This is a genomic window from Exiguobacterium sp. s183 (assembly GCF_018617655.1).
GTDB classification, from domain to species: domain Bacteria; phylum Bacillota; class Bacilli; order Exiguobacteriales; family Exiguobacteriaceae; genus Exiguobacterium; species Exiguobacterium aestuarii_A.
Map to the genome: position 1 here is coordinate 941,829 of NZ_JACSKN010000001.1, position 24,113 is coordinate 965,941.

At 49.7% G+C, this 24,113-nt stretch carries 24 protein-coding genes and 1 riboswitch; of the genes, 2 read left to right on the forward strand and 22 right to left on the reverse strand.

Features of this window, described 5'->3' with window-relative positions:
* Positions 1–25 precede the first annotated feature (25 nt).
* From ffh to smc, 4 genes are all read right to left on the reverse strand, one after another.
* Positions 26–1,366: a signal recognition particle protein gene (ffh, locus tag KNP62_RS05045; protein WP_214783803.1), complete on the reverse strand. Its 1,341-nt coding sequence runs from the start codon at positions 1,364–1,366 to the stop codon at positions 26–28.
* Positions 1,367–1,377: 11 nt separating this feature from the next.
* Positions 1,378–1,701, reverse strand: a complete 324-nt coding sequence (locus KNP62_RS05050) for a putative DNA-binding protein (protein WP_074034780.1) — start codon at positions 1,699–1,701, stop codon at positions 1,378–1,380.
* 96 nt (positions 1,702–1,797) lie between these two features.
* Positions 1,798–2,823 carry a signal recognition particle-docking protein FtsY gene (gene ftsY, locus KNP62_RS05055; RefSeq protein ID WP_074034782.1) on the reverse strand — a complete coding sequence of 342 codons (1,026 nt, stop codon included), beginning with the start codon at positions 2,821–2,823 and terminating at the stop codon, positions 1,798–1,800.
* Positions 2,820–6,377 carry a chromosome segregation protein SMC gene (gene smc / locus KNP62_RS05060; protein WP_214783806.1) on the reverse strand — a complete coding sequence of 1,186 codons (3,558 nt, stop codon included), beginning with the start codon at positions 6,375–6,377 and terminating at the stop codon, positions 2,820–2,822. Before smc ends, ftsY begins: the two co-directional genes overlap by 4 nt.
* A 114-nt stretch (positions 6,378–6,491) precedes the next feature.
* Here smc and KNP62_RS05065 point away from each other — a divergent pair, with 114 nt between their 5' ends.
* A complete protein-coding gene (locus KNP62_RS05065) occupies positions 6,492–6,686 on the forward strand; it encodes a DUF1128 family protein (RefSeq protein ID WP_015881361.1) in 195 nt (64 codons plus the stop codon).
* A gap of 41 nt (positions 6,687–6,727) precedes the next feature.
* Here the strand turns inward: KNP62_RS05065 and rnc are convergent, their stop codons facing one another.
* The 11 genes from rnc to KNP62_RS05120 all read right to left on the reverse strand — a co-directional run bounded on the left by rnc (position 6,728) and on the right by KNP62_RS05120 (position 16,886).
* Positions 6,728–7,444, reverse strand: coding sequence for a ribonuclease III (gene rnc / locus KNP62_RS05070; protein WP_214693956.1), 717 nt, complete (start codon positions 7,442–7,444; stop codon positions 6,728–6,730).
* Positions 7,445–7,567: 123 nt separating this feature from the next.
* A complete protein-coding gene (gene acpP / locus KNP62_RS05075; protein WP_074034794.1) occupies positions 7,568–7,807 on the reverse strand; it encodes an acyl carrier protein in 240 nt (79 codons plus the stop codon).
* Between the two features lie 58 nt (positions 7,808–7,865).
* Complete coding sequence (fabG, locus tag KNP62_RS05080; RefSeq protein WP_214783809.1) at positions 7,866–8,606, reverse strand: 3-oxoacyl-[acyl-carrier-protein] reductase; 741 nt, start codon at positions 8,604–8,606, stop codon at positions 7,866–7,868.
* Entirely contained in the window at positions 8,599–9,519 is a 921-nt protein-coding gene (fabD, locus tag KNP62_RS05085) for an ACP S-malonyltransferase (protein WP_214745501.1), read from the reverse strand. The genes fabG and fabD overlap by 8 nt, the downstream gene beginning before the upstream one ends.
* Before the next feature lie 18 nt (positions 9,520–9,537).
* Complete coding sequence (gene plsX, locus KNP62_RS05090) at positions 9,538–10,527, reverse strand: phosphate acyltransferase PlsX (RefSeq protein WP_214745504.1); 990 nt, start codon at positions 10,525–10,527, stop codon at positions 9,538–9,540.
* Positions 10,524–11,093, reverse strand: a complete 570-nt coding sequence (fapR, locus tag KNP62_RS05095; RefSeq protein ID WP_074034802.1) for a transcription factor FapR — start codon at positions 11,091–11,093, stop codon at positions 10,524–10,526. Before fapR ends, plsX begins: the two co-directional genes overlap by 4 nt.
* A gap of 85 nt (positions 11,094–11,178) precedes the next feature.
* Positions 11,179–13,209: an ATP-dependent DNA helicase RecG gene (gene recG, locus KNP62_RS05100; protein ID WP_214783812.1), complete on the reverse strand. Its 2,031-nt coding sequence runs from the start codon at positions 13,207–13,209 to the stop codon at positions 11,179–11,181.
* Positions 13,196–14,083 carry an L-serine ammonia-lyase, iron-sulfur-dependent, subunit alpha gene (sdaAA, locus tag KNP62_RS05105; protein WP_214783815.1) on the reverse strand — a complete coding sequence of 296 codons (888 nt, stop codon included), beginning with the start codon at positions 14,081–14,083 and terminating at the stop codon, positions 13,196–13,198. The genes recG and sdaAA overlap by 14 nt, the downstream gene beginning before the upstream one ends.
* Before the next feature lie 12 nt (positions 14,084–14,095).
* On the reverse strand, positions 14,096–14,758 hold the full coding sequence (gene sdaAB, locus KNP62_RS05110; RefSeq protein ID WP_214783818.1) for an L-serine ammonia-lyase, iron-sulfur-dependent subunit beta: 663 nt from the start codon (positions 14,756–14,758) through the stop codon (positions 14,096–14,098).
* Positions 14,759–14,821: 63 nt separating this feature from the next.
* Positions 14,822–16,501, reverse strand: a complete 1,680-nt coding sequence (locus KNP62_RS05115) for a DAK2 domain-containing protein (RefSeq protein ID WP_214783821.1) — start codon at positions 16,499–16,501, stop codon at positions 14,822–14,824.
* 22 nt (positions 16,502–16,523) lie between these two features.
* The gene (locus KNP62_RS05120; protein ID WP_015881350.1) at positions 16,524–16,886 is read right to left on the reverse strand and encodes an Asp23/Gls24 family envelope stress response protein; all 363 of its coding nucleotides are present in this window, start codon (positions 16,884–16,886) and stop codon (positions 16,524–16,526) included.
* Positions 16,887–17,138: 252 nt separating this feature from the next.
* Here KNP62_RS05120 and rpmB point away from each other — a divergent pair, with 252 nt between their 5' ends.
* Entirely contained in the window at positions 17,139–17,327 is a 189-nt protein-coding gene (gene rpmB, locus KNP62_RS05125) for a 50S ribosomal protein L28 (protein ID WP_015881349.1), read from the forward strand.
* Between the two features lie 57 nt (positions 17,328–17,384).
* Here rpmB and KNP62_RS05130 read toward each other — a convergent pair whose 3' ends face one another.
* From KNP62_RS05130 to rlmN, 7 genes are all read right to left on the reverse strand, one after another.
* Complete coding sequence (locus KNP62_RS05130; protein ID WP_214783824.1) at positions 17,385–17,972, reverse strand: thiamine diphosphokinase; 588 nt, start codon at positions 17,970–17,972, stop codon at positions 17,385–17,387.
* Positions 17,969–18,544, reverse strand: coding sequence for an energy-coupled thiamine transporter ThiT (gene thiT / locus KNP62_RS05135; protein WP_074034820.1), 576 nt, complete (start codon positions 18,542–18,544; stop codon positions 17,969–17,971). Before thiT ends, KNP62_RS05130 begins: the two co-directional genes overlap by 4 nt.
* Positions 18,545–18,617: 73 nt before the next feature.
* A riboswitch (TPP riboswitch) is annotated at positions 18,618–18,718 on the reverse strand.
* A 20-nt stretch (positions 18,719–18,738) separates the two neighbouring features.
* Positions 18,739–19,395, reverse strand: coding sequence for a ribulose-phosphate 3-epimerase (rpe, locus tag KNP62_RS05140; RefSeq protein ID WP_214783827.1), 657 nt, complete (start codon positions 19,393–19,395; stop codon positions 18,739–18,741).
* Between the two features lie 3 nt (positions 19,396–19,398).
* Positions 19,399–20,286: a ribosome small subunit-dependent GTPase A gene (gene rsgA, locus KNP62_RS05145; protein ID WP_214784087.1), complete on the reverse strand. Its 888-nt coding sequence runs from the start codon at positions 20,284–20,286 to the stop codon at positions 19,399–19,401.
* Between the two features lie 42 nt (positions 20,287–20,328).
* A complete protein-coding gene (pknB, locus tag KNP62_RS05150) occupies positions 20,329–22,278 on the reverse strand; it encodes a Stk1 family PASTA domain-containing Ser/Thr kinase (protein ID WP_214783830.1) in 1,950 nt (649 codons plus the stop codon).
* A gap of 5 nt (positions 22,279–22,283) precedes the next feature.
* Complete coding sequence (locus tag KNP62_RS05155; RefSeq protein WP_214745525.1) at positions 22,284–23,018, reverse strand: Stp1/IreP family PP2C-type Ser/Thr phosphatase; 735 nt, start codon at positions 23,016–23,018, stop codon at positions 22,284–22,286.
* 8 nt (positions 23,019–23,026) lie between these two features.
* Positions 23,027–24,112 carry a dual-specificity RNA methyltransferase RlmN gene (gene rlmN / locus KNP62_RS05160; RefSeq protein ID WP_214783832.1) on the reverse strand — a complete coding sequence of 362 codons (1,086 nt, stop codon included), beginning with the start codon at positions 24,110–24,112 and terminating at the stop codon, positions 23,027–23,029.
* Position 24,113 lies beyond the last annotated feature (1 nt).

Here is a 24,113-nt window from a genome sequence, read left to right on the forward strand (position 1 = left end):
TTTGTCCGACTGACAAAAGTTTTTGTTAGAAGAACGGAAGACCTAAGCCCTTTTTCTTCCCTTTCATTTGTCCTGACATTTGCTTCATCAGCTTCTTCATGTCATCGAACTGTTTAATGAGACGGTTCACTTCTTGAATCGAGCGACCGCTACCTTTTGCGATCCGCTTCCGACGACTCGCGTTGAGCACTTCCGGGTTGGAACGCTCATGTTTCGTCATCGAGCGAATGATCGCTTCGACGTGATCGAGTTGTTTCTCGTCGATTTGGACGTTCTTCAACCCTTTCATCTTACCTGCACCAGGTAACATCGAAAGTAATTCATCAATCGGGCCCATGTTTTTCACTTGACCCAACTGTTCAATGAAATCATCGAACGTGAATGACGCGTCACGAATTTTGCTTTCTAGCTCTCTCGCTGCGTCTTGGTCCATCTGTGTCTCGGCTTTTTCAATGAGCGAGAGCACGTCCCCCATTCCAAGGATCCGTGACGCCATGCGTTCTGGATGGAATGGTTCGAGGGCATCCAACTTTTCGCCGAGACCGACGAATTTAATCGGCGCTCCCGTGACTGCCTTGATCGAAAGGGCTGCCCCGCCTCGTGTATCTCCGTCGAGCTTTGTGAGCACGACCCCGGTGATTCCGAGTTTCTCATTGAAACTGTCGGCCACATTGACCGCATCTTGACCTGTCATCGAGTCGACGACAAGGAAGATTTCATTTGGTTTGGCAATCGTCTTCACATTTTCGAGCTCACCCATGAGCGTCTCGTCGATATGAAGGCGACCCGCCGTATCGATCAACACGAAATCGTGATGATTTGTTTTTGCGTACTCGAGTGCTTTCGTCACAATCTCTTCCGGCTTCACTTGATCGCCAAGTGAGAAGACCGGTAAATCGAGTTGTTTCCCGAGTGTCTCGAGCTGCTTGATTGCCGCCGGACGATAAATATCCGCCGCGACGAGAAGTGGACTGCGGTTATGCTTTTTGCGAATCAAGTTCGCTAGCTTCCCGGTCGTTGTCGTCTTACCTGCCCCTTGCAGACCGACCATCATGACGACTGTCGGTGGTTTCTGACTGAATGAGATCGGGACGACATCGCTTCCCATCAAATTCGTCAACTCTTCGTGAACGATTTTGACGACTTGTTGACCTGGCGTCAATGATTTCATGACATCCTGACCAACCGCGCGTTCTTTCACGTCATTGACGAATTGCTTGACCACTTTAAAGTTGACGTCGGCTTCTAGTAAGGCGAGGCGAACCTCACGCATCATCTCTTTGACATCAGCCTCAGAGATTTTCCCTTTACCGCGCATCTTTGAAAGCGTCGATTGCAACCGTTCTGATAATCCTTCAAATGCCATGCTCCAGCCCCCTACTCTAAATTCTCAAGCGCAGAAATCGTAGCCTGCACGTCATCCGTGAGCTCGACTTGACGTTTGAGGGTCTGAAGAAGTTGCTGACGCTGTTCGAATTTTTCGAATAGAGCGAGCTTTTCCTCGTACTGTTCAAGCATCGTTTCTGTACGCTTTATGTTATCGTAGACCGCTTGACGGCTGACTTCAAACTCTTCCGCTATCTCTCCGAGCGAGTAGTCATCTAGGTAATAAAGAGACATATAGTTGCGCTGTTTCGGTGTGAGGAGCGCTTGATAGAAATCGATGAGATAGTTCATGCGATTCGTTTTTTCGAGCGTCAAACCTTTCACCTCCACATGTTAAGTGAAATCCCTTTACAACTACCAATAGTACAGCCGTGCCTAGTACTTGTCAAGTTTTTTTCTTAACAGTAAAACTTAGGCGAGGTCTTTGTTTGTGTCCTCATTTTCAGTTGAGTCCTCTTCTGATTTGTCCTCGAAAACGTCTCCGAACAACCCCAGGACGAACTGCTCTGGGTCAAACTCTTGCAAATCGTCCATCTTCTCCCCGAGACCGACATATTTGACCGGAATATCGAGTTCATTTCGAATCGCGAGAACAATCCCACCTTTTGCTGTACCGTCGAGTTTCGTCAAGACGATCCCGCTCACGTTCGTCGCTTCTTTGAACGCTTTTGCTTGAATCATAGCGTTTTGTCCGGTCGTTGCATCTAATGCGAGTAACACCTCATGTGGTCCGTTCGGGACTTCTCGTTCGATGACCCGCTTCACTTTTTCAAGTTCTTTCATTAAGTTCACTTTATTTTGAAGGCGTCCCGCCGTGTCACAGATGAGCACGTCCATGTTACGTGACTTCGCAGATTGAACTGCATCGTATACGACGGCAGCCGGGTCAGACCCTTCCGTTTGACGAATGACCGGTACTCCGACGCGTTCGCCCCATACTTGAAGTTGCTCGATCGCTCCTGCACGGAACGTGTCTCCTGCCGCGAGCATGACGTTACGACCTTCCGACTTCAATTGATGCGCCAGTTTCCCGATTGTCGTCGTCTTTCCGACCCCGTTCACACCGACAAACAAGATGACCGTGAGCCCGTCTTGCATGTTCAGTTCGCGGTCAGATTCGTCTTCCTGAAGGCGTTTCGCCACCACTTCAACGAGAGCATCCCGAACAGCGACCGGGTCCTTCAAGTTGCGTCGTTTGACTTCTTCTTTCAAGTCTTCGACAAGGTCCATCGTCGTCGTGACGCCGACATCCGCTTGGATGAGCAGATCTTCGAGTTCATCGAAGAAGTCCTCATCCACCTCGCGAAAACGGTAAACGAGGTCGTTGACGGCACTCGCAAATCCGTCACGCGTCTTCGTCAATCCATCTGTAAACTTTTGTGACACCTCTTGGGTAGATGTCGTTAATTTTTCTTTTAATTTCTTGAAAAAACTCAACGTGATTCCTCCATCTCTTCATCCATTTCTACGACACGTTTTGCTTCAGACAGTTCGACCGATAACACTTCGGACACTCCGTTCTGTTGCATCGTGACGCCATAAAGCGTATCTGCCGCTTCCATTGTACCTTTTCGGTGCGTGATGATGACAAATTGCGTGTCGATTGAGAGCGTGCGAATATATTCCCCGAACCGATGTACGTTCGCCTCATCAAGCGCCGCTTCGACTTCATCGAGGACACAGAATGGTACCGGACGCGTTTTTAAAATCGCAAACAGTAAGGCGATTGCCGTGAGTGCACGCTCTCCTCCAGACAACAGACTGAGCGTCTGAAGCTTTTTGCCAGGCGGTTTGGCGACGATCTCAATCCCTGTATTCAACAAGTCGGACTCATCGACCAATTTCAAATCGGCTTCGCCCCCACCGAACAACTCGGTGAACGTCTGTTTGAAGTGTGCCCGAACGTTCGTATATGTCTCTTTGAAAAGACGTGTCACTTCACGGTCCATCTCGGCGATGATCTCATACAAATCTTCTTTCGCACTGACCAAGTCATCCCGCTGTTCAGACAAGAACGTAAAGCGTTCGTGAACGCTATCGAACTCCTCGATCGCATTCAAGTTAACCGGTCCGATCTCTTCAATTTGACGAACGAGTAATTTGAACTCTTCTTTCGCCTCATCAAGAGGAATCTCAAGCGCCGGCAAGAGTTCTGCAACGAGTCCGTGTTCCTCTAACGCATCTAGCTTCCACTGCCGTTTTAATTCAAACTCTTGTTTCGCCGTCTCTAGTTTTCGAACGACTGCTTCCGCCTGACGCCGTGCTTCCGTTGCCTGATCGACGCGCTGACGCATGATGCGGTACGCTTCCTCGTTTGACTTGAGCGTTGCCGTCATCTCTTGAAGTCGCCCTTGAATGTTGCTGAATTCAAGTTTGGCCGTAGCGAGCGTCTCTTCTAACTCGGCAGATGAGACGACTTCCCCACTGTCGAGTCGCGTGAGCTCACGATTCATCTGATCAGTGCGTTCCTGTAGACGTTTCCGTTCAGTCGTCAAGCGCTCCACTTCATAACGAACCCGTTCTTCTTCGAGCGTATGGCGTTGTAGGTCGAGCTCGTTTTGACGAAGCAACGTTTCAAGTTGCCCCGTACTTTCGGCACTTTTTGCCTGTTCGGCACGAAGCGACTCTAGTCGAACACGAATGTCCGCTTGCTCTTTATCCGTATCCGCCAACGTTTTCGTCAAACGTTCGAGCTCGGCTGTCGACGTCTCAATCGTTTTCTCATAACGCAGCATCTCATGATCGAACAGTTCAAGTTGTGACTTGGCATCAAGCGAGGCGCGTTCGGCGGTACGGTAAGCAGCCTCGACTTCTCGAAGTGATCCTTCGACGGTACGTTTCTCGTCTCGTAGCGTTGATAATGCTTCAGTGATTGTCTTCAACGCTTCCGTGTATTCTTGAAGACGTTGTTTTTGCTCATGAAGCATCGCAAGCCCTTGCGTCAATCCTTGTTTCAAGTCGTCTAACTCACGCGATTGCGTGAACAAGGCCACCCCTTGCTTACGACTCCCACCGGTCATCGAACCACCGACGTTCACGATGTCTCCTTCGAGCGTGACGACGCGGAAACGGTATCCGGTCATTTGCGCAATCCGGTTCGCGACTTCTAATGTCTCGGCGACAAGCACCGAACCGAGAAGTGATTTTTTCAACGTTTCGAACGACTCGTCCGTCTCGACTAAATCAGATGCCACCCCAACAAATCCAGTCATCGATTCGAGGCGATGTAACACCTCAGTCGGTACAAATCTTGGTTTGATCGTCGTCATCGGTAAGAACGTCGCGCGACCTGCGTTCGCTTTGCGCAATCGATCGATTTCATGACGTCCGACTGTCTCGTCTTTGACGACGACATGTTGTTGCGTCTGTCCGAGAGCCGTCTCGATGGCGGCTTCATACGAAGGACGAACACGAATCAGTTCAGCGACGGCACCAAGCACACCTGATGAACGGTCTTTCAATACAAACTTAACCGCATGGAAATATCCTTCATACGATTGCTTCATCCGTTCGAGCATCTCAATCCGATCTTCCGTCTTTTGACGACGACGTTCGAGGTCATAGTAAGACGTTTCTGCCCGTGTCAACTTTTCGCGGATCGCCGTCTCTTGGTCGCGAAGTTCCGCTTCTTTTTTACTTAGTAATTCGAAACGACCTTGCACATCTTCGTATCGTTCCCGTGTCGCTTCGAGTGTTGCTTCTTGTGAAGACCGATCATCAAGACGATGTTTGTTCTCACGAAGGAGACGTTCTTTCGACTCGATGGCGACATCGATATCCCGTTGCTCCCGCTTTTGTTGGTTACTGATTGTCGCTCGTGTTGTCGCGAGTTCGAACGCCTCACTTTGTAACGCTTCGATCTCGGCATTGAAATCACGCGAGGCGGCTGTCAACTGTTGTTGAAGCGTATCTCTCGCCTCGGTCGTTTGTCGCAACGTATCTACTTTTTTAGACAATTCATCACGAACGACCACCAGTCGAGTCTCTAGCTCTTCCATCTCGGCGCTCACTTCTTCACGTTGACGGACGAGACGCTCTTTCATCTCGGCTCCATGCTCTTCTTGTGCTTTCGCGAGCTTGATGTCACCGGTCAAACGTTCGACATACGTCGACTGTTCGCGCTCTTTTTGGTTCATCTCGGATAACTCGTCACGAAGGGTCGATAGCGTAGCCTCAAGTTGACTACGTTCCTCCGTGAGGTGTTGTACCGAACGATCACAATCCGATAATTGCTTGATTGATTCTGTATGACGTACCGTCACTTGTTCAATTTCTTGTTGGAGCAACTGAATTTCGGCACCCATGATCCCCGTCTCGAGTTCGTCATGACGGGCCTTGGCCACTGTATATTCCCGAGCGAGCGCCGCCTGCTCACGAAGTGGTTCCACCCGATCGGCCAATTCAAACAAAATGTCGTCGACACGTGACAAGTTCAATTCAGTGTCTTGCAATTTACGCTCAGCCTGTTTTTTACGCTGGCGATACTTGAGGACACCCGCCGCCTCTTCGATGACGGCACGGCGGTCTTCCGGCTTACCGGAAATGACTTGTTCGACTCGACCTTGCCCGATGATCGCGAATGCATCACGGGAAAGACCTGTGTCTAAAAAGAGGTCAATAACGTCTTTTAGACGACATGGTTTTTTATTCATAAAATAGTCGCTGTCCCCACTTCGGGTCACGCGACGGGTCACACTCACTTCTTCATAAGGGAGATGTAACTGTTCGTCGCGATTATCGAGGACGAGCGTGACCTCCGCGACGTTTCGGTGATTCTCACCTTCACTTCCGGCAAAGATGACGTCTTCCATCTTGGCACCGCGAAGTGATTTGGCCGACTGTTCTCCAAGTACCCAGCGAACAGCGTCCGATATATTGGATTTTCCGCTTCCGTTCGGCCCTACTACAGCCGTGACGCCGGGACGGAAATCTAATTCAATTCGCTTGGCAAATGATTTAAAGCCAGCGAGTTCGATTCGTTTTAAGTGCATCGTGACCATCCTATCCGCAGTAAGCATTCATCTGTATATTTTACCACAGTTAACAGTTCGTCAAAATGACAGAATCATGCTATTCTTAAAAGAACTGTAGAAAGGGGAATACAGATGACGAATGAACAGATGATTGAAGCGATTTTAGACAAAATGAACATTATTAACCGCGGTGCAATCAAGGCGGAAGAATATAATGCGGCTGACCCATCAGCGGTGAAAGAGATTTACGAGTACGTAATGACACGTTCTTCCCTCTCTTTATCGGAAGTCGACGGGATTGTCGAAGAACTCGGTCAATTGACATGAAAAAGGAGTGGAACCATTGTGAATGGTCCACTCCTTTTTGTTTATAGATCAGCGTAACGTCGATTGAACGCGATGAGCGCTTCTTTAGCAGCCAACTGCTCGGCTTCTTTTTTTGAGCGCCCAACTCCCTCCCCGACGATGTCGTCGCTGAGACGTGCATGGGCAACGAATTCACGGCTATGCGCCGGTCCTCGCTCCTCGATGATTTCATACGTGACCGGACCTAAGCCTTCCCGTTGCACACTTTCCTGCAACTGGCTCTTGAAATCGGTCTGTTCTTCAAATACACCCGCTAAGACTTTCGGAAAAACCGCTTCGGCGAGGAATCGTTCGACTGCCTCAATCCCTTGGTCTAAATAAAGAGCACCGATATAGGATTCGAAGACATCGGCAAGTAGTGCCGGACGTTTTCGTCCACCGGTCAACTCTTCACCTTTTCCAAGCAAGATGAAGTCAGAGAAAGCATAGGCCTCCGCAAAATTCACGAGTGACGGTTCGCAAACGATCGCCGCCCGTAATTTCGTTAATTCCCCCTCGGAGCGCTCCGGATAAGTCTCATATAGGAAGCGGGATACGGTCAACTCTAACACGGCATCCCCTAAAAATTCTAAGCGTTCATTGTCTTTTCGTAGTCCACGTTGTTCATTCACATAAGAAGAGTGTGTGAACGCCTGCATGAGCAAGTCGTGATTCGAAAACTGAACGTCTAAACGCTCTTCTAATGACTTGAATAATTCTAAGATGCGTGCCCGTTCCATTTCCTGACGCCGGCGACGCTGCGCCGACCCTTGACGGTCAAACCGTCGTTTGTCTTTTGTCATAGTTCCCTCCATGAATAAGCACAAGCCCACCGCTCGAAACCGAGCGGTGGGATGGCTTGATTACACTTTTGTTTCGATATACGCTACTACGTCGCCAACAGTCGCGAGCTTCTCAGCGTCTTCGTCTTCAATCGTGATGTCGAATTTGTCTTCGAGGTCCATCACCATTTCCATTACTTCAAGCGAGTCAGCGCCAAGGTCGTCCTTGAACGATTTCTCTGCAGTGATCTCAGAAATGTCTTTCCCGAGCTTCTCTGCTACTGCTTCTTGTACGTCTACTAAAATTTGTTCTTTTGTCATGATAAAATCCCTCCAAAGGTAAGTATATTAAATGTCTGTCTATTGGTAAAGTTCTCTTTTACACCATCGTCATGCCGCCATCGACGGCAATCGTCTGACCCGTCACGTAAGCGGCTTGTTCAGATGCTAAGAATGAGACGAGGTTCGCCACATCTTCGACTTGTCCGAAACGATTGAACGGAATTTGCTCGAGTGTAGCGTTCCGCTGTTCATCTGTCAAGGCATCAGTCATATCGGTTTGAATGAAACCTGGGCAAACGGCATTGACCGTCACATGACGACTTGCGAGTTCGCGTGCCACTGATTTCGTCAACCCAATCAATCCTGCTTTTGCAGCCGCATAGTTGGCTTGTCCGGCATTCCCAGTGATCCCGACGACTGAGGCGATATTGATGATTCGCCCCGATTTTGATTTGAGCAACGATCGTGTGACCGCTTGCGATGTGAGGAACGCGCCTTTCAAGTTCGTCGATAAGACGTCATTGAAGTCCGCTTCTTTCATCCGCATGAGTAACCCGTCACGTGTGATGCCTGCATTGTTCACAAGACAATCGACGCGTCCGTACGTATCGACCGTCGTCTTGACGAGCGCTTTAACGTCGTCAGCGTTTGAGACGTCCGCCTTCACGGCCGTAGCATCGCCACCTGCTTCAATGATGGCCGCCACGACAGCGTTTGCTTTTTCTTCACTACCCGAGTAATTCACGACGACTCGGAAGCCGTCTTCCCCTAAACGTTTCGCGATGGCCGCACCGATTCCACGGGACGCGCCAGTCACGATCGCTACTTGATCATGCACGAACTTCTCCTCCTAACGAGGCGACTTCTTCCAACGTGGTCGCCTTTTGAATCGATACATTCGAATCGATTCGTTTAATCAACCCCGAAAGTGGTGACGATGGACCGAATTCGATGAACGTGTCCACCCCGTCTGCAATCGCTTTTCGAACACATTCTTCAAAACGAACAGACGAATATAGTTGTTTCGTCAACAACGCTTTCAGATGTTCGGGATCACGATGCACAGCCGCATCCACGTTCGAAATGAAATCGACAGACGCTTCTTGGAACGGTGATGAGGCGAGGACATCTTGGAAACGTGTCGCCACCGGCATCATATATGAACTGTGGAACGCACCGGAGACGTTTAACGGCAATACCCGTTTCGCGCCGGCTGCCTTCAGTTCTACACTCGCCTGTTCGACCGCATCGATCTGCCCGGAAATGACAAACTGACCAGGGCAATTCAAGTTAGCGATTTGAACCAAGTCCCCACTCGCACTAATTTTTTCAGTGATATGAAGCGCTTCTTGAAGATCGGTCATTCCGACGACTGCCGCCATCGTCCCGTCTTTTACAGAAGACATCAAATTACCACGTTCTCGAACGAGCACGGTCGCCTCTTCTAAATCGATGACCCCCGCTGAGACGAGCGCCGCATACTCTCCTACGCTATGTCCGATGACGACATCCGGTGTCGCACCGTTTGCCGCATAGGCTTGTGCAAGCAACGAGGCATGTGCCACGATTGCTGGTTGTGCGACTTCTGTTTCTTGTAGGTCTTCTTTCGACCCGGCAGACATGACTTCAAGAAGGTCAAATCCGAGTCGACGCCCGATTGCCTGAAGGGCTTCAGGTTGGTCTAAAAAGGTCTGTCCCATTCCAACGGCTTGAGAGCCTTGTCCCGGGAACACCCATGCTACTTTCCCCATGTCCTCACCTGCTTTCGCTTAGTCTATCGCTTTGGCACGCTTGATTTTATCGACGACGTCGTGGTCTACCATGATTTTCGCCTGTTTCAACGCACTCGCAATCGCAAGTGCGTCGCTCGATCCGTGTGCCTTGATGACAGGCGCATTGATCCCGAATAATCCGGCTCCCCCATGTTCACGATAATCAAGCGTTTCTTTCAATCGTCTTAATTTCGGCTTTAAGATGAGAGCGGCAAGTTTTGATACAAGGTTGCTCGTGAATTGTTCTTTCATCATCTTCATGAGCATCGCTGAGGACCCTTCTACACCTTTTAACAAGATGTTTCCGGCAAATCCTTCCGTCACGATGACGTCCACGTCTCCCGACATCGCTTCACGCGCTTCGACATTTCCAACAAAGTGGACAGGGGCCTGTTCAAGGAGGGGGAACGCTTCTTTCGTGAGCGCATTTCCTTTTCCGGCTTCCGTCCCGATATTGAGAAGGGCGACACGCGGTGAATTGATGCCACGGACATGTTCTGCATACAGTGAACCCATGATTGCATAATCCACAAGATGTTCGGCTTTCGCATCCGGATTCGCTCCGACATCCAGCACGACGACACCACTACCTGTATATGTAGGGAACGTCGGAGATAGTGCCGGACGCTCGATTCCTGGGATTCGTCCGATGACGAAGAGAGAAGCTGCCATCAAGGCACCGGTGTTCCCGGCAGACACGAGAGCATCCGCTTTCCCCTCTTTAACAAGGTTTGCCGCTACGACGAGCGAGCTGTCCTTTTTGCGGCGGACCGCACGAACAGGCTCATCCTCACCTGTAATGATTTCACTTGCTGGAACGACCGTCACACGAGGATCGTCAAGTCCGTAAGAGGCAATTTTCACCTCGTCACCGACTAGAAAGAGTTCCATCGGTTCATTCGGATATTGTTCGACGAACCGTTTCACACCTTCTACGATTGCTTTCGGTGCGTGATCGCCACCCATTGCATCAATTGCTAATTTCATGCTTGTTCCTCCTCACCACGTCGGTAAATCGTGAAGTCGCCTTCAAAAACGCGCTCCTCACCGACATAACTTTCGACCGTGACGTCTGTTCTCCCGTCCCCTCTTAGCTTCATCACACGAGCCTTGGCAACGACTCGCTCTCCAAGATGAACCTGGCGACTAAACCGGATTTCCGCTTTAGTGGTCAACGCCAATTCATCATTGATGAGCGCCACCGCTAACGAGTTGGCTTGCGCGAACAGGACGTGCCCACGTGCAATCTCATTGCGGCTAAAGACGTGTTCTTTTTCTATATCGAGGACAGAAATCGCAGAGTCATCGAGTTTCAAGTCAATCATATCACCGATGACCTCGCTCATTGAAAGCGATTTGACTTCATCGAGGTGCTCGGAAGCCACATGTTTGATTCGTTCCCTCACTTCTGGAATTTTTAATTCCATCCGGTCGAGTCGAATCGTCTGGATGCTGACGGAAAACTGTTTTGATAGTTCTTCGTCTTTGATGAACGGGTTGCGCTCAATCGTTTCTTGTAACAAGCGTTGCCGCTCTTTCTTAGGTACCCGCATTCAGTTCCCTCCTAAACTAATCGCTAAAGAACTTAATACCTGGTACTAATAGCAGTATATATTCTTTAGTCGTCATTTTCAAGTATTATTCTAACCTTTCCCCAACGAGAAGGTCGAGTTGTTTCAAATAGCCACGTAATCCTTCGTATTGGGCGTCATGCCAAAAGGCGTCGCTCCCGAGAAGTTTCACGGCATCTTGCATGGCTACTTCCATCACTTTTAAATCGAGAACGGGATCTGCGACCCGGAAGCTCGGAAGACCGCTTTGGGCGGTACCAAAGAAATCACCGGCACCACGTAACTCTAAATCTTTCTCTGCCAATACGAATCCATCGTTCGTCTCTGTCATCGTTTTCAGTCGTACTTTCCCGACATCTGACTTCGGGTCCCCGACGAGGATACAGAACGATTGATGGGCACCACGACCGACGCGGCCACGTAGCTGGTGCAATTGCGCGAGACCGAAACGTTCGGCGTCATGGATGATGATGAGTGAAGCGTTCGGAACGTTCACCCCGACTTCGACGACCGTCGTCGATACGAGAATTTGCGTCGCATTGTCAGCAAATGACTTCATCACGTCGTCTTTTTCTGCGCTCGATAGCTTTCCATGCATCAGCCCCACAGAATAGTTCGGAAACCGTTCTTTCAACAGTTCATACAAAGCCGTCGCACTTTCGACCTCAAGCGTATCCGACTCCTCGATCAGTGGTGCGATCACATATGCTTGACGACCGAGAGACAGTTCACGGTCGACCATCGAATGGACACGGTCGATTTGGTCTTGCTTCGCCCAGTACGTTTCAATCGGTTTTCGGCCTTTTGGCATCTCATCGATTGTTGAGACGTCCATCTCTCCGAACGCGCTGATGGCAAGTGTCCTCGGAATCGGGGTCGCGGTCATATATAAGACGTCCGCAAATTCCGCTTTATCGCGAAGTTTCTTTCGTTGTTCGACACCGAATCGATGTTGTTCATCCGTAATCGCCAAATGTAAGTTCGAAAACTCGACGGGTCCTTGAATGAGTGCATGTGTCCCCACGATGATGTTGACGTCTCCTGATTGAATTGCCGTTAGAAGCGCTTCTCGCGCCTTTCCTTTCACTGAGCTCGTCAAGAGAGCGATGGTGATGCCGAACGGTTCGAACAATTCCTGTAAAGACGTCGCATGTTGTTCTGCTAAAATCTCAGTCGGCACCATCAACGCCCCTTGATACCCCGCCATGACAGTCGCATACAAGGCAATCGCGGCAACGACGGTCTTCCCGCTCCCGACATCCCCTTGTAGCAATCGATTCATCCGTTCTGGCTTCTCCAAATCGGATACGATTTCACGGATGACCCGTGTTTGGGCTCCCGTCAACGGAAATGCGAGTCGTTTGACGAACTCGTTCAATTGATGCTTATCGAGTTGAAGGGCCCGACCGTTTCCTGACCGCTCCATTTTTCGAAACGCCTGTAATTTCAATTGATACATGAGGCATTCTTCATAAACATAACTCCGTCTCGCCTGCTTATACGTTTCCACGGTATCCGGAAAGTGCATGCCGCGTAGCATATCCATTCGGTCCTCAAGTCGATACCTGGCCCGTATGGACGGCGGTACCCGCTCCGGAAGCTCGCCCACTTGTTCGAATGCTAACTTGACGATCCGACTAAAGTTCTTTTGCGTAAGACCCGCTCGTAATGAATAGATTGGTTGAAGTCCGCCTGACGGAGCACCGAACTCGAGGTCGGTCGCGCTGATCGTCATTCGATTCATGTCCCATTTCCCTTTGACCGTGACGGTCTCGCCGATTGCTAACTTCTCTTTATAAAACGCACGGTTAAACATCGTCACTTGGACCGCATAACGTTCTTCTAACAACAATCTGAACTGAAGTCGATTCTTACCTTTACTATAGTAGCGAACGAGCGGTTCTGCCTGGACTGTCCCACTCCACTTGACCAAGTCACCGTGAACGGCAGTCGTTACGGTCCCACTATTATAATTCTCATAACGAAACGGGACGTGCTCTAGCACGTCCTCGATTCGAACAAGTCCCATCACTTCTAGTTTTTTGGCCATCTCCGGCCCGACTCCTTTCAGAGTCGTCAGTCGTTCATTGTTTTGCATCTTCTTTCGCTCCAAATATATTTCGTTCGAGGCGACGAGCCGTCGGCGTATTCGCCAGCCCACCTTTCGCCGTCTCTTTCAATGCGGTCGGCATCATTTGACCGACTTCATGCATCGCTGAAATGACTTCGTCACAAGGAATGCGTGATGTGATTCCCGCGAGGGCCATGTCCGCCGCAACAATGGCATTGGCACCACCCATGGCGTTTCGTTTTACACATGGGACTTCAACGAGTCCTGCCACCGGGTCACAGACGAGACCGAGCATGTTCTTAAGGGCAATCGCGAACGCCGTCGCCGACTGGTCCGGTGTCCCGCCGGCTGCTTCGACGATGGCGGCTGCAGCCATTCCGGTCGCTGAACCGACCTCTGCCTGGCAGCCACCTGCCGCTCCCGAGATCGAGGCGTTATTCGCTACCACGAAACCGAAAGCACCTGACGTGAACAAGTAACGAATCATCGCATCGCGGTCCATCTCGAGACGGTCTTTCACAGCGAATAACGTTCCAGGTACGACGCCTGCACTCCCCGCAGTCGGTGTCGCACAAATCCGTCCCATCGCAGCATTCACTTCGTTCGTCCCGATTGCTTTTGACACGGCATCTAAAATGAGGTCTCCAGCAAGTGATTTACCTGATCGGATATACTCTTGCATGAGTACGGCATCGTTCCCCGTCAATCCTGTCACCGATGTAACACCTTGAAGGGCGCGTTCAACCGCTTCTTCCATGACCTCGAGGTTTCGGTCCATCATCCCGATGATGTCCTCCCGACTCGAGCGTCTGACGTGCATCTCTTGTTCGATCATGACTTCAGAAATCGGGATGCCTCGTTCTGTGGCAATCGTCACTAACTCTTCTACTGATTTAAACATCTCACATTCTCCTTATTCCCCAAAAATAGCTATCCGTTCGATTTGCGGTAACCGTTCCAGTTCTGCGATCACTTCAGCAGGAATCGTTTCATCAATCTCAATCGCCATCAAAGCTTGCATTCCTTTTTCGTGGCGACTCACTTCCATATGCCCGATGTTCAATTGATGATTCGCCAAGACGCCGGTCACTGCAGCGATGGCGCCGAATCGGTCATGATGCAAGACGACGAGCGCAGGTCCCCCACCTGTCAATTTCAACGGGAACCCATTTAGTTCCGTAATCTCAATCGTTCCCCCGCCGATTGAAATCCCGACGATTTCAAATGTCCCAAACTCATCTTCGAGTAAGACACGGGCTGTATTCGGATGATCCGTCAACAAGTCACTCGTCTCAAAGATGACCTCGATTCCTTTTTCACCGGCGATGTCTAACGCCTGTGGGATTCGCAAGTCAAACGTATCGAATCCCATAATCCCACCGACGATCGCGACATCCGTACCGTGACCCCGATACGTGTCCGCAAACGATCCGTAAAACGTGATGCGCGCGGTGCGGGGCGTTCGCCCAAATAACTTCCCTGCCATCAGCCCGATGCGTGCGGCACCTGCTGTATGTGAACTCGATGGCCCGACCATGACAGGACCAATAATGTCAAACACACTACGATATTTCACTTCATTTTCCCCCTTTCAAAAATCCCTACCTTCATTATACAGAAGGTAGGGACTTGAAACAGCTTATTCCACACTAAAAATATAAGAGTAAAGCGGTTGTTTGCCGTCGTGTACTTCAATCTCAATCTCATCATTTACAGATTCGATATATGACGTCAACGCTTCCACGTCTGATTCAGATGAGCCTTCACCTGTTAAGATCGTGATGATTTCATCATCTGCTTCGACGAGTACATCGACCAACTTTTTAGCCGCTTCGAGGCTTGACGTCGATGAAGAAACAATTTTCTTCTCTGCGATTGCCATATGCTCGTCTTTCTTGATTTCCACGCCATCGATGCTCGTATCACGAACAGCGTAAGTGACTTGACCAGACTTCACAGTCGCGGCAGCCGCTTTCATCGCTTGTTCGTTCATCTCGACATCCGCCTCTGGGTTGAAGGCGATTGCAGCCGCAAGACCTTGTGGGACCGTCTTCGTCGGGATGACAGAGACGCCGCATGGTGCGACAGACGCCGCTTGCTCAGCAGCCATGATGATGTTTGAGTTGTTCGGGAAGATAAAGACATGTTCCGCATGTGCAGATTCAATCGCCTTGACGATATCTTCTGTCGATGGGTTCATCGTCTGACCGCCTTCGATAACATGTGCCGCCCCAAGCGAACGGAACAATTCACTGACACCTTCACCCATTGCCACCGTTACGATCGCAAATGGTGCTTTTGGCTTCTCGGCCTGTTGAACACCGTGCTGATTTGCGCCGTGTTCTTCTTCAAGGATTGTCGAGTGTTGTTGACGCATGTTCTCGATTTTGACTGCAACGAGTTCACCGAAACGCTGACCTTTCGTGATGACCTCACCTGGAGTCTCGACGTGAACGTGAACTTTTAAGAGTTCTTCGTCCGCGACGACAAGGAGAGAATCTCCTAGTTCTGACAATTCGTTACGGAATGCGTCTTCATTGAACGGCGCATCCTTTAACTTATCGTCTTGGAAACGAACCATGATTTCCGTGCAGTAACCGAATTCAATGTCTTCTGTTGACATGAATCCTTGTGCAGCATGGGCATGATGTTCTGCCTCGATCAACGCATCCATGACAGGTGCATGTGGTTTCTCGAGTTCTTTTCCTTCAAGGCTTGCAAGGAATCCTTCGTAGATGACGAGAAGACCTTGACCGCCTGAGTCGACGACGCCGACTTCTTTTAATACCGGCAACAAGTCCGGTGTACGGTCTAACGATGCTTTCGCTTCTACGATGACACGTTTCATAAATTCAGTGAAATCACTTGTCGACTCTGACGCAAGAAGCGCTTCGTCGGCCGCTTCACGAGCAACCGTCAAAATCGTTCCTTCAACCGGTTTCATAACCGCCTTGTATGCCGTATCGACACCGCGCTTGAGCGCCTCTGCAAAATCAACCGTTGTCAGTTCCGCTTTGCCTTCAACCGCTTTACCGAATCCACGGAACAACTGACTTAAAATAACGCCTGAGTTTCCTCGTGCTCCCATAAGTAGTCCACGAGCAAACTTCGATGACACCTCTGCGATATCTGATGAGTTCATCGCTGCTACTTCTTTCGCACCCGACGTCATCGTCAAGTTCATGTTCGTTCCCGTATCTCCGTCTGGAACCGGGAAGACGTTAAGCGAATCCACATAATCTGCGTTTTGGCTCAAGTTGGCCGCTCCGTTCGCGATCATGTTTGAGAGCGCCAATCCATCTAAACGTTTTAAACCCACACCAAATCCTCCTCCGTTTTCGTCAGTCATTCGTCAGACGAACGCCTTGAACGAATATATTTACCGACGAAACGTTTAATCCTAAAGTTTCTCCAAGCGTATACTTCACTCGGCTCTGCACGTTGTATGCAACTTCAGATACTTTCGTTCCGTAGCTTACAATGATGTGCATGTCGATATGTACGTCTTCGTCTTCTTGACGTACGACGACACCACGTGCATAATTTTCACGTTTTAACAATTCAGCAATGCCGTCTTTCAATTGTGCTTGTGAAGCCATGCCGACCACACCGAAGCATTCCATCGCCGCACCACCTGCGAGTGTCGCGATGACGTCACTTGTGATGTCAATATTGCCATATGTTGTCTTCATTTCAATTGCCATATGGAGTAGCCTCCTTTATTCGGAATGATTCCTAATGTACATTCTACAATAAGTACCTAGTTATTAAAAGAACCTGCTCCAGAAACTCGGTCAATTAACGCGATAACCTCATTCATTATTCAAATCCTTGAGAGTAATGTCAAGTTTTTTTCTTGTCATGGTACGATTTTCTAGTTGCATCGGGAAAAAAGCCGTGCTAATATAAACGAGTGTCTATTAGGACGAACCCACATAAAAAAGGAGGGGAAACGCATGGCACGTAAATGCTACGTAACAGGTAAATCACCTAAATCAGGTAACAACCGTTCGCACGCACTCAACAAGACAAAACGTACTTGGGGTGTAAACGTACAAAAAGTTCGTATTCTCGTTGACGGTAAACCGAAACGCGTTTGGGTTTCAGCTCGCGCACTTAAATCAGGTCTCGTTGAACGCGTATAATACTTATACACGAACGAATAAATCCCAGCGGCATTCGCCGATGGGATTTTTTTTTGCTCATTTTTTGACGATCATGACGAGAACCATCCCTTGATGGACTGTCAATCGGGCAGACGCTTCGGTCCATTCGTTCGAAATGGTCAGCGCCTCCCCGCTCTTGACCTCATGATGGTCGAGTGGATATTTGACACCTTCAATCGAGATCGTGGCCGTCTTCCAAGGCATGAAGGAAAGATAGTGCCCGTCTCGCTTCATAATGACCTCGCTACCTGTTCTCACGAGATAAACCGTTTGACCTTCTCCGTGAAGAACCATCTCCGGATACGCTTCAAGTAAGCCGACGTTCGCAAACGTCATATCGATGCGTCCGCCTAAGCCACCATATACATCCATCCGTGTCGCCCCGCGTTCTCTCGCGAACGCTAGTGCAATCTCTAAGTCCGTCACGTCTTTCTCCGAAGGATAGCGTAGCGCCTCCTCAGGCGGTAGTCCTTTAAACGAATCAAAGTCCCCGACCACGACGTCTGGCATGATCTCTTCATCTAATAATCTTTGATATCCACCATCGACACCGATGACAAAATCGGCATCACGCGGTAAGCCCGAAATGGGTTCCGGACTCGCCGCGACGATCAAAATATTCATTGACGGAGATCCCGTGTCGCCACACGCGTGAAACGTGGTGCTGTCGTGAAGAGGAGCACTAACACGATGGCTGAGATGACAAAGGATGGTGCCATATACGTAGCATTGTAGCCGAGTGAATAGGCGACGACCGGACCTTCTGCATATTCAGCAAAGAAGACAATTCCCGAGATGACGTGCGCCGCGTATCGTAACATCGAACCAAGGAGCGCCCCGAGTACTAAATATGTGGCAAGCGTCTTCGTCGCCCCGTTGCTCGCAGCTTGCTTCACACGCCCCGCGAACACTCCGGCCATTCCGACGAGACCATAAGCGACCGTATAGTCGAGCAGGAATTGTACAGGCGTGAAAATATAGGCACCGAACAAGAGTTGAAGTGTCCCGACGAGGGCACCTGTTGCGAGACCACCTTTTAATCCGTGGCGGAATGCCATCACAAAGATCGGGAGCATCGCTAAACTGATGGATCCCCCTTGTGGCAAACGGTATGGAATGAGCAAATCAAAAATGAGCCCGAGCGCTGCAAACAATGAAATTTCAATGAGCGCTTGTAATTTGAAACGTGATTTCATCTTTCTTCCTCCTTTATTTGGTTGAACGACAAAAAGCAGCATGACGTAAACGCCATGCTGCTTGGATTCGCAACGTGCATTTTCGCCACATCCCTACGTCCGTGTGAACGGAACAGGTTCAAAGGGTTAGCGTATGCCTCTCAGCCACATGATGTGACACCCCTTGCGACTCTATCTTGTTGTTCTATCGTCGATTATACACGAGATGCGCCACGAATGCTATCGATGGCTACTTTATAATCAGGTTGATTATAGATGGCTGATCCCGCAACAAGGACATCAGCCCCTGCGTCGATGCAATGTTTTGCCGTCTCCGCGTTGACACCACCATCGATTTCAATCTCAAAATCAAGCTGACGGTCTTGGCGGAGCTGACTGAGTGCTGAAATTTTCGGTACGACCGATTCGATGAACGCTTGTCCCCCGAACCCTGGGTTGACGGTCATGAGCAATACCATGTCGACGTCCGCAAGCACGTGCTCAATCGTCGAGAGCGGTGTATGCGGGTTCAAGACGACTCCGCATTTTGCGCCAGCCGCTTTGATTTGTTGCAAGACGCGATGCAAATGGTTCGTCGCTTCCACGTGAACGGTCACGATGTCCGCTCCCGCTTTCACGAAGTCTTCGACATAGCGTTCCGGTTGGTCAATCATCAAATGCACATCGAGGACCATGTCTGATTTTTTACGCAAGCTTGCGAGGACCGGCAGACCAATCGAGATGTTCGGCACGAACTGTCCGTCCATGACGTCAAAATGGATATAGTCCGCTCCCGCTTCTTGGACAGCTTTCACTTCCGCCTCCAAATTGGCAAAGTCGGCCGCTAAAATAGATGGTGCAATTTTAATCATCTGTCAATACCTCCGTTTTCGATCGTTTAACTCTTCCATAAAGGTAACATAATTCTCGTATCGTGTTGAAGCGATTTCACCATTTTCAACGGCTTGTTTGATGGCACATCCCGGTTCATTCAGATGAGCACATCCACGGAACTTACAATCGTCATGGCGTTCCACGAAATCAGGGAAGCACCATCTGAGTTCATCTGCCTCAAGTTCTTGCGGAAACTCCAAGCTTGAAAATCCAGGTGTGTCGGCAACAAGACCATCCGCTAATTGAATCAACGTCACGTGACGCGTCGTATGCTTTCCTCGACCGAGTGATTTAGAGATTTCCCCTGTCGCCAACTCGAGCTCTGGCGCGACGGCGTTAAGTAACGAACTTTTTCCGACACCGGTCTGACCGGCGAAGACGCTCGTCTTCCCTTTGAAGAGACCGCGCACTTCATCCACTCCGTGAGCATGCTCCGTCGATGTCTCAATCACGTCATACCCGATGGCGCGATAACGTGCAATCGCTTCTTGTATCGGCTCGACTTCATGTTTATCGAGCAAGTCCATCTTCGTCAAGACGATGATTGGATGAATTTGCTTTGACTCGATGAGGACGAGGAAACGGTCGAGCAAATGATACGAAAACGCCGGTTCTTTTACTGAAAAGAGGAGGAACGCCTGATCGATATTGGCAATCGGCGGGCGAACGAGGTGGTTTTGACGCTCTTCCACCTCTAAAATATAGCCGGTCCCATCTTCTTGATCTTGAATCACCACATCATCGCCGACGACCGGTGAGATGTTGCGTTTTCGAAAGTTTCCTCTGGCCCGACAACGAATCTCTTGATTCGTCTCGGTCATCACATCGTAAAACCCGCCTTGAAGGCGAATGATTGTTCCTTTCATTATGACTACCTCCTTTAAAAAAGAGGTGACGACACCGTCACCTCTTTATTGTGCCTCTTCAGCTTGTGCATATGTGACTGAATCTGTTCGGACAATCTCACCATCGACTTCAATCGTCGCCGTCCCAACTTCGTCAGGGGCAATGACGAGCGTATACGAATACGTTGTCGTCTCTGTGATTTGATCACGAAGCACCTCAATCTCACCGCGTGCGTCAACCGTACGAATCACGACTTCGACCGTCTTCGGTTTCTTGTCTTTGTCCGGTTGCTCGACTTCCACGGTCACTTCACGTTCAATTGAAATATCAGTCGGTTCAACGCCTTCCGATACGATGACCGTGAGCTCCGTTCCCGGGTCGACTGCTGTCCCGGCTGTCGGAAGTTGACGGATGATTTGACCTTTTGGAACACTTGTCGAAAATTCATCCCGCTTCACGATTTTCAATTTGTTCTGTTCAGCATAAATGGATGCTTCGTCGAACGTATATCCAGCAAGGTTCGATAGTTCCACTTTGTTGCTTCCTGTCGACACGACGAGTGTGACCGTCACCTCTGAAGGAACGACCTCTTCACCTGGGTCGACCGATTGCGAAATCACGTCTCCACTATTCACCGTTTCGGAAGCTTCTGTTGTGATTTCAAGGTCGCTGAATGCCAAGTCTTTCAACATACGTTCGGCAGCAGTTTGCGAGAGACCTTCTACGTTCGGCATTTCGACTGTTTCTTTTCCAGCCGATACGACAATCGTCACGGTCGTTCCGCGTTTCGGCTTACGTCCTTCTTGCGGATTTTGCGAAATGACCTCACCCTCCGCAATATCATCGCTCGCCCGTTCTGTCACTTCGACGACAAACCCGGAAGCTTCAAGCTCTGTCGTCGCATCCCCGATACTCATACCGACGACATCCGGCACGACCGAACGAGACATCTCATCGGCGACCACGTAAGCGGCAATGCTTCCACCAATCAATAGAACGATGAGTAAGATCCAAATCCACCATTTTCGTTTCTTCTTTTTCACAGGCACCTCTTCCGGTTCCTGTTCTTTTGGTGGCGTGACCGGTGGTGGTGTCACGGGAACATCTTGTTTTTCTTCCGGCACGACCGGTGCCATGACGAGCGTCTGGTCGAACTCGTCTTGATTTGCCGAGAGTCGTCTCGGTTCATTGGCACGTTCACGACTCAACGCGGTCATGCAATCTTTTTTAAAGGCTGCGACCGATGCATGTCGGGCACCCGGTGATTTTGATAAGGCTTGCATGACACAGTTCTCAAGCGCTTGTGGGATATTTGGATTTAAGTCCATCGGTCGAATCGGGTCATCTTGCAAATGTTGAAGGGCGACCGCGACCGGCGTCTCGCCGATGAACGGTACACGACCCGTCAACAATTCATAAAGAACCGCACCGAGCGAGTAAATGTCCGATTTTTCATCCGCAAATTTCCCACGAGCTTGCTCGGGTGAGAAGTAATGGACAGAACCAAGAACAGACATCGTATGCGTCAACGTCGCATTCGACATCGCGACAGCAATCCCAAAATCGGTCACTTTCACGTTTCCATGCTGATCGATCATCATATTCTGCGGCTTGATATCCCGGTGAATGATTCGGTTCGCATGGGCGTGGTCAATCGCATCACAAATCTGCCCCATGATGCGCAACGCCTCATCGACAGATATGTATTCTTCCTGCAAATATTGTTTTAACGTCACGCCATCGACGTGCTCCATGACGATATAGTATAAATCATCTTCATCACCGACGTCGTAGATGGCGACGATATTCGGATGGTTCAGACTCGTAGCCGCGTGGGCTTCTCGCTCGAACCGACGTATAAATTGTTCGTTATGTGAGAATTCAGATCGCAACACCTTGATGGCGACGGTTCGGTTTAAAATCTCGTCATGAGCCCGGTAGACATTTGCCATGCCTCCGCTGCCGATTTGTTGTTCGATCCGATAACGATCGTTGATTCGTTCTCCGCTTCGCATCGGATTCATCCTCTCTTTCTATCTGTGAATTGAACGAGGGCGACCGTGATGTTGTCGCTCCCTCCCAATTGGTTGGCTTCCGCAATCAGTTGATCTGCCTTTTGATCAGCTGATACAGCTTGTTGTAAAACGTGTTGAATCGCCCCATCGGTCAGATGTGTCGTCAATCCATCCGTACAAATTAAAATCACATCAAACTCAGGGTCAGCGAGCACTTGTACGTCAGGCTCGACTTGTTCGCTTGAACCGATCGCTCGGGTGATGACATTTCGTTTCGGATGAACGCGCATCTCTTCTTCCGTCAATTCACCGAGCTGTTTGAGCACGTTGACGTAAGAATGGTCTTCTGTAAGACGCCTTAATTCGTTCGCTTGCAGGGCATAGACACGGCTATCGCCGATATGAACGATGACAACTGTCTCTCCGTTCCAACAAACGGCCGCCACAGTCGTTCCCATCATGACAAGGTTCGACTGTTTCGCAAACTGCAACACTTGTTCATTCGCCAAGTGAATGTGATGGCGGAACCATTGTTCGATGTCGACAGGGGTCGACGGGAGAGACGGGAAAGCCCGTCGAAACTCTTCAATCACGATTTGACTCGCGACCTCTCCCGCTGCATGTCCACCCATTCCGTCGGCAACGAGCGCAATTCCTGAGAAGGCATCGCCTAAGATTAAAACTGCATCTTCATTTTGTGTGCGTACTTGTCCACGATCTGTTCGAAATGCTAATTCCATCTTTCTGATTACCTCGTTTCTTGTTCGCGCTCCTTCGCTCGAAGTTGCCCACAAGCAGCATCGATATCCGAACCTTGTTCGCGACGAATCGTCACGTTCACGTTGCGATCTTTGAGCACTTTTTCGAAGGCAAAGATTTGAGCTCTCGGTGTGCGTACGTAGTCGCGTTCCAATACGTGGTTGACTGGGATCAAGTTGACGTGACATTTGATGCCTTTCAACAAGTCAGCCAATTCGTGGGCATGGTCTTCCGTATCGTTGACGCCACCAAACAATCCGTATTCGAACGTGATGCGACGACCGCTCTTCTCCGTATAGTAACGGACGGCATCCATCAACTTGTTCAAGTCAAACGCACGGTTGATTGGCATGAGACGTGTACGTAGTTCTGTCGAAGCCGCATGAAGAGAGATGGCGAAGTTGATGCGCATACCTTCATCGGCAAACTTATAAATTTTTGGAACGATTCCGCTCGTTGATACCGTGATGTGACGGGCACCGATATTAAGGCCGTTATCATGGTTGACCGTACGTAAGAAGCGCATCAACTCATCATAGTTATCAAACGGTTCACCAATTCCCATGACGACGATCGAGTCAACACGTTCGCCTGTCGCGTCTAGGGCGCGCTGTACATCAAGAACTTGTGCCGTGATTTCACCAGCTTCTAAGTTACGTTTCAACCCACCGAGTGTTGAGGCACAGAACGTACAGCCGATCCGGCAACCGACTTGTGTCGTGACACAAATGGAGTTCCCGTACTCGTGACGCATGAGAACCGTTTCAATTGAATAGCCATCTTGAAGTTCGAACAAGAATTTGATCGTACCGTCTTGCGATTCTTGTTTGACCAATTCTTTCAACGTTGTCAGTTGGAACGACTCTTGTAATTGGTCACGAAGTACTTTTGGAACGTTCGTCATATCGTCGAATGACGTGACACGTTTGACGTACATCCAATCATATAATTGTTTCGCACGGAATGATTTTTCTCCTGCTTCCACGACCCACGCCTCAAGTTCAGGGAACGTCAACGAATAAAGTGACGGTTTTGCGCCTAAAAGTGGATTCTTTTCTACTGCTTTTGGATTCATT

Excerpts from the sequence above, each read along its gene's own strand:
- ffh (WP_214783803.1), bottom strand. The coding sequence starts at position 1,366 with ATGGCATTTGAAGGATTATCAGAACGGTTGCAATCGACGCTTTCAAAG.
- KNP62_RS05120 (WP_015881350.1), bottom strand. The coding sequence starts at position 16,886 with ATGGCAATTGAAATGAAGACAACATATGGCAATATTGACATCACAAGT.
- rpe (WP_214783827.1), bottom strand. The coding sequence starts at position 19,395 with ATGATTAAAATTGCACCATCTATTTTAGCGGCCGACTTTGCCAATTTG.
- acpP (WP_074034794.1), bottom strand. The coding sequence starts at position 7,807 with ATGACAAAAGAACAAATTTTAGTAGACGTACAAGAAGCAGTAGCAGAG.
- KNP62_RS05155 (WP_214745525.1), bottom strand. The coding sequence starts at position 23,018 with ATGGAATTAGCATTTCGAACAGATCGTGGACAAGTACGCACACAAAAT.
- KNP62_RS05130 (WP_214783824.1), bottom strand. The coding sequence starts at position 17,972 with ATGAATATTTTGATCGTCGCGGCGAGTCCGGAACCCATTTCGGGCTTA.
- smc (WP_214783806.1), bottom strand. The coding sequence starts at position 6,377 with ATGCACTTAAAACGAATCGAACTCGCTGGCTTTAAATCATTTGCCAAG.
- plsX (WP_214745504.1), bottom strand. The coding sequence starts at position 10,527 with ATGAAATTAGCAATTGATGCAATGGGTGGCGATCACGCACCGAAAGCA.
- fapR (WP_074034802.1), bottom strand. The coding sequence starts at position 11,093 with ATGCGGGTACCTAAGAAAGAGCGGCAACGCTTGTTACAAGAAACGATT.
- sdaAA (WP_214783815.1), bottom strand. The coding sequence starts at position 14,083 with ATGTTTAAATCAGTAGAAGAGTTAGTGACGATTGCCACAGAACGAGGC.
- rnc (WP_214693956.1), bottom strand. The coding sequence starts at position 7,444 with ATGGAACGGGCACGCATCTTAGAATTATTCAAGTCATTAGAAGAGCGT.
- rlmN (WP_214783832.1), bottom strand. The coding sequence starts at position 24,112 with ATGAATCCAAAAGCAGTAGAAAAGAATCCACTTTTAGGCGCAAAACCG.
- recG (WP_214783812.1), bottom strand. The coding sequence starts at position 13,209 with ATGCAAAACAATGAACGACTGACGACTCTGAAAGGAGTCGGGCCGGAG.
- KNP62_RS05065 (WP_015881361.1), top strand. The coding sequence starts at position 6,492 with ATGACGAATGAACAGATGATTGAAGCGATTTTAGACAAAATGAACATT.
- pknB (WP_214783830.1), bottom strand. The coding sequence starts at position 22,278 with ATGCGAAGCGGAGAACGAATCAACGATCGTTATCGGATCGAACAACAA.
- fabD (WP_214745501.1), bottom strand. The coding sequence starts at position 9,519 with ATGGGGAAAGTAGCATGGGTGTTCCCGGGACAAGGCTCTCAAGCCGTT.
- rpmB (WP_015881349.1), top strand. The coding sequence starts at position 17,139 with ATGGCACGTAAATGCTACGTAACAGGTAAATCACCTAAATCAGGTAAC.
- thiT (WP_074034820.1), bottom strand. The coding sequence starts at position 18,544 with ATGAAATCACGTTTCAAATTACAAGCGCTCATTGAAATTTCATTGTTT.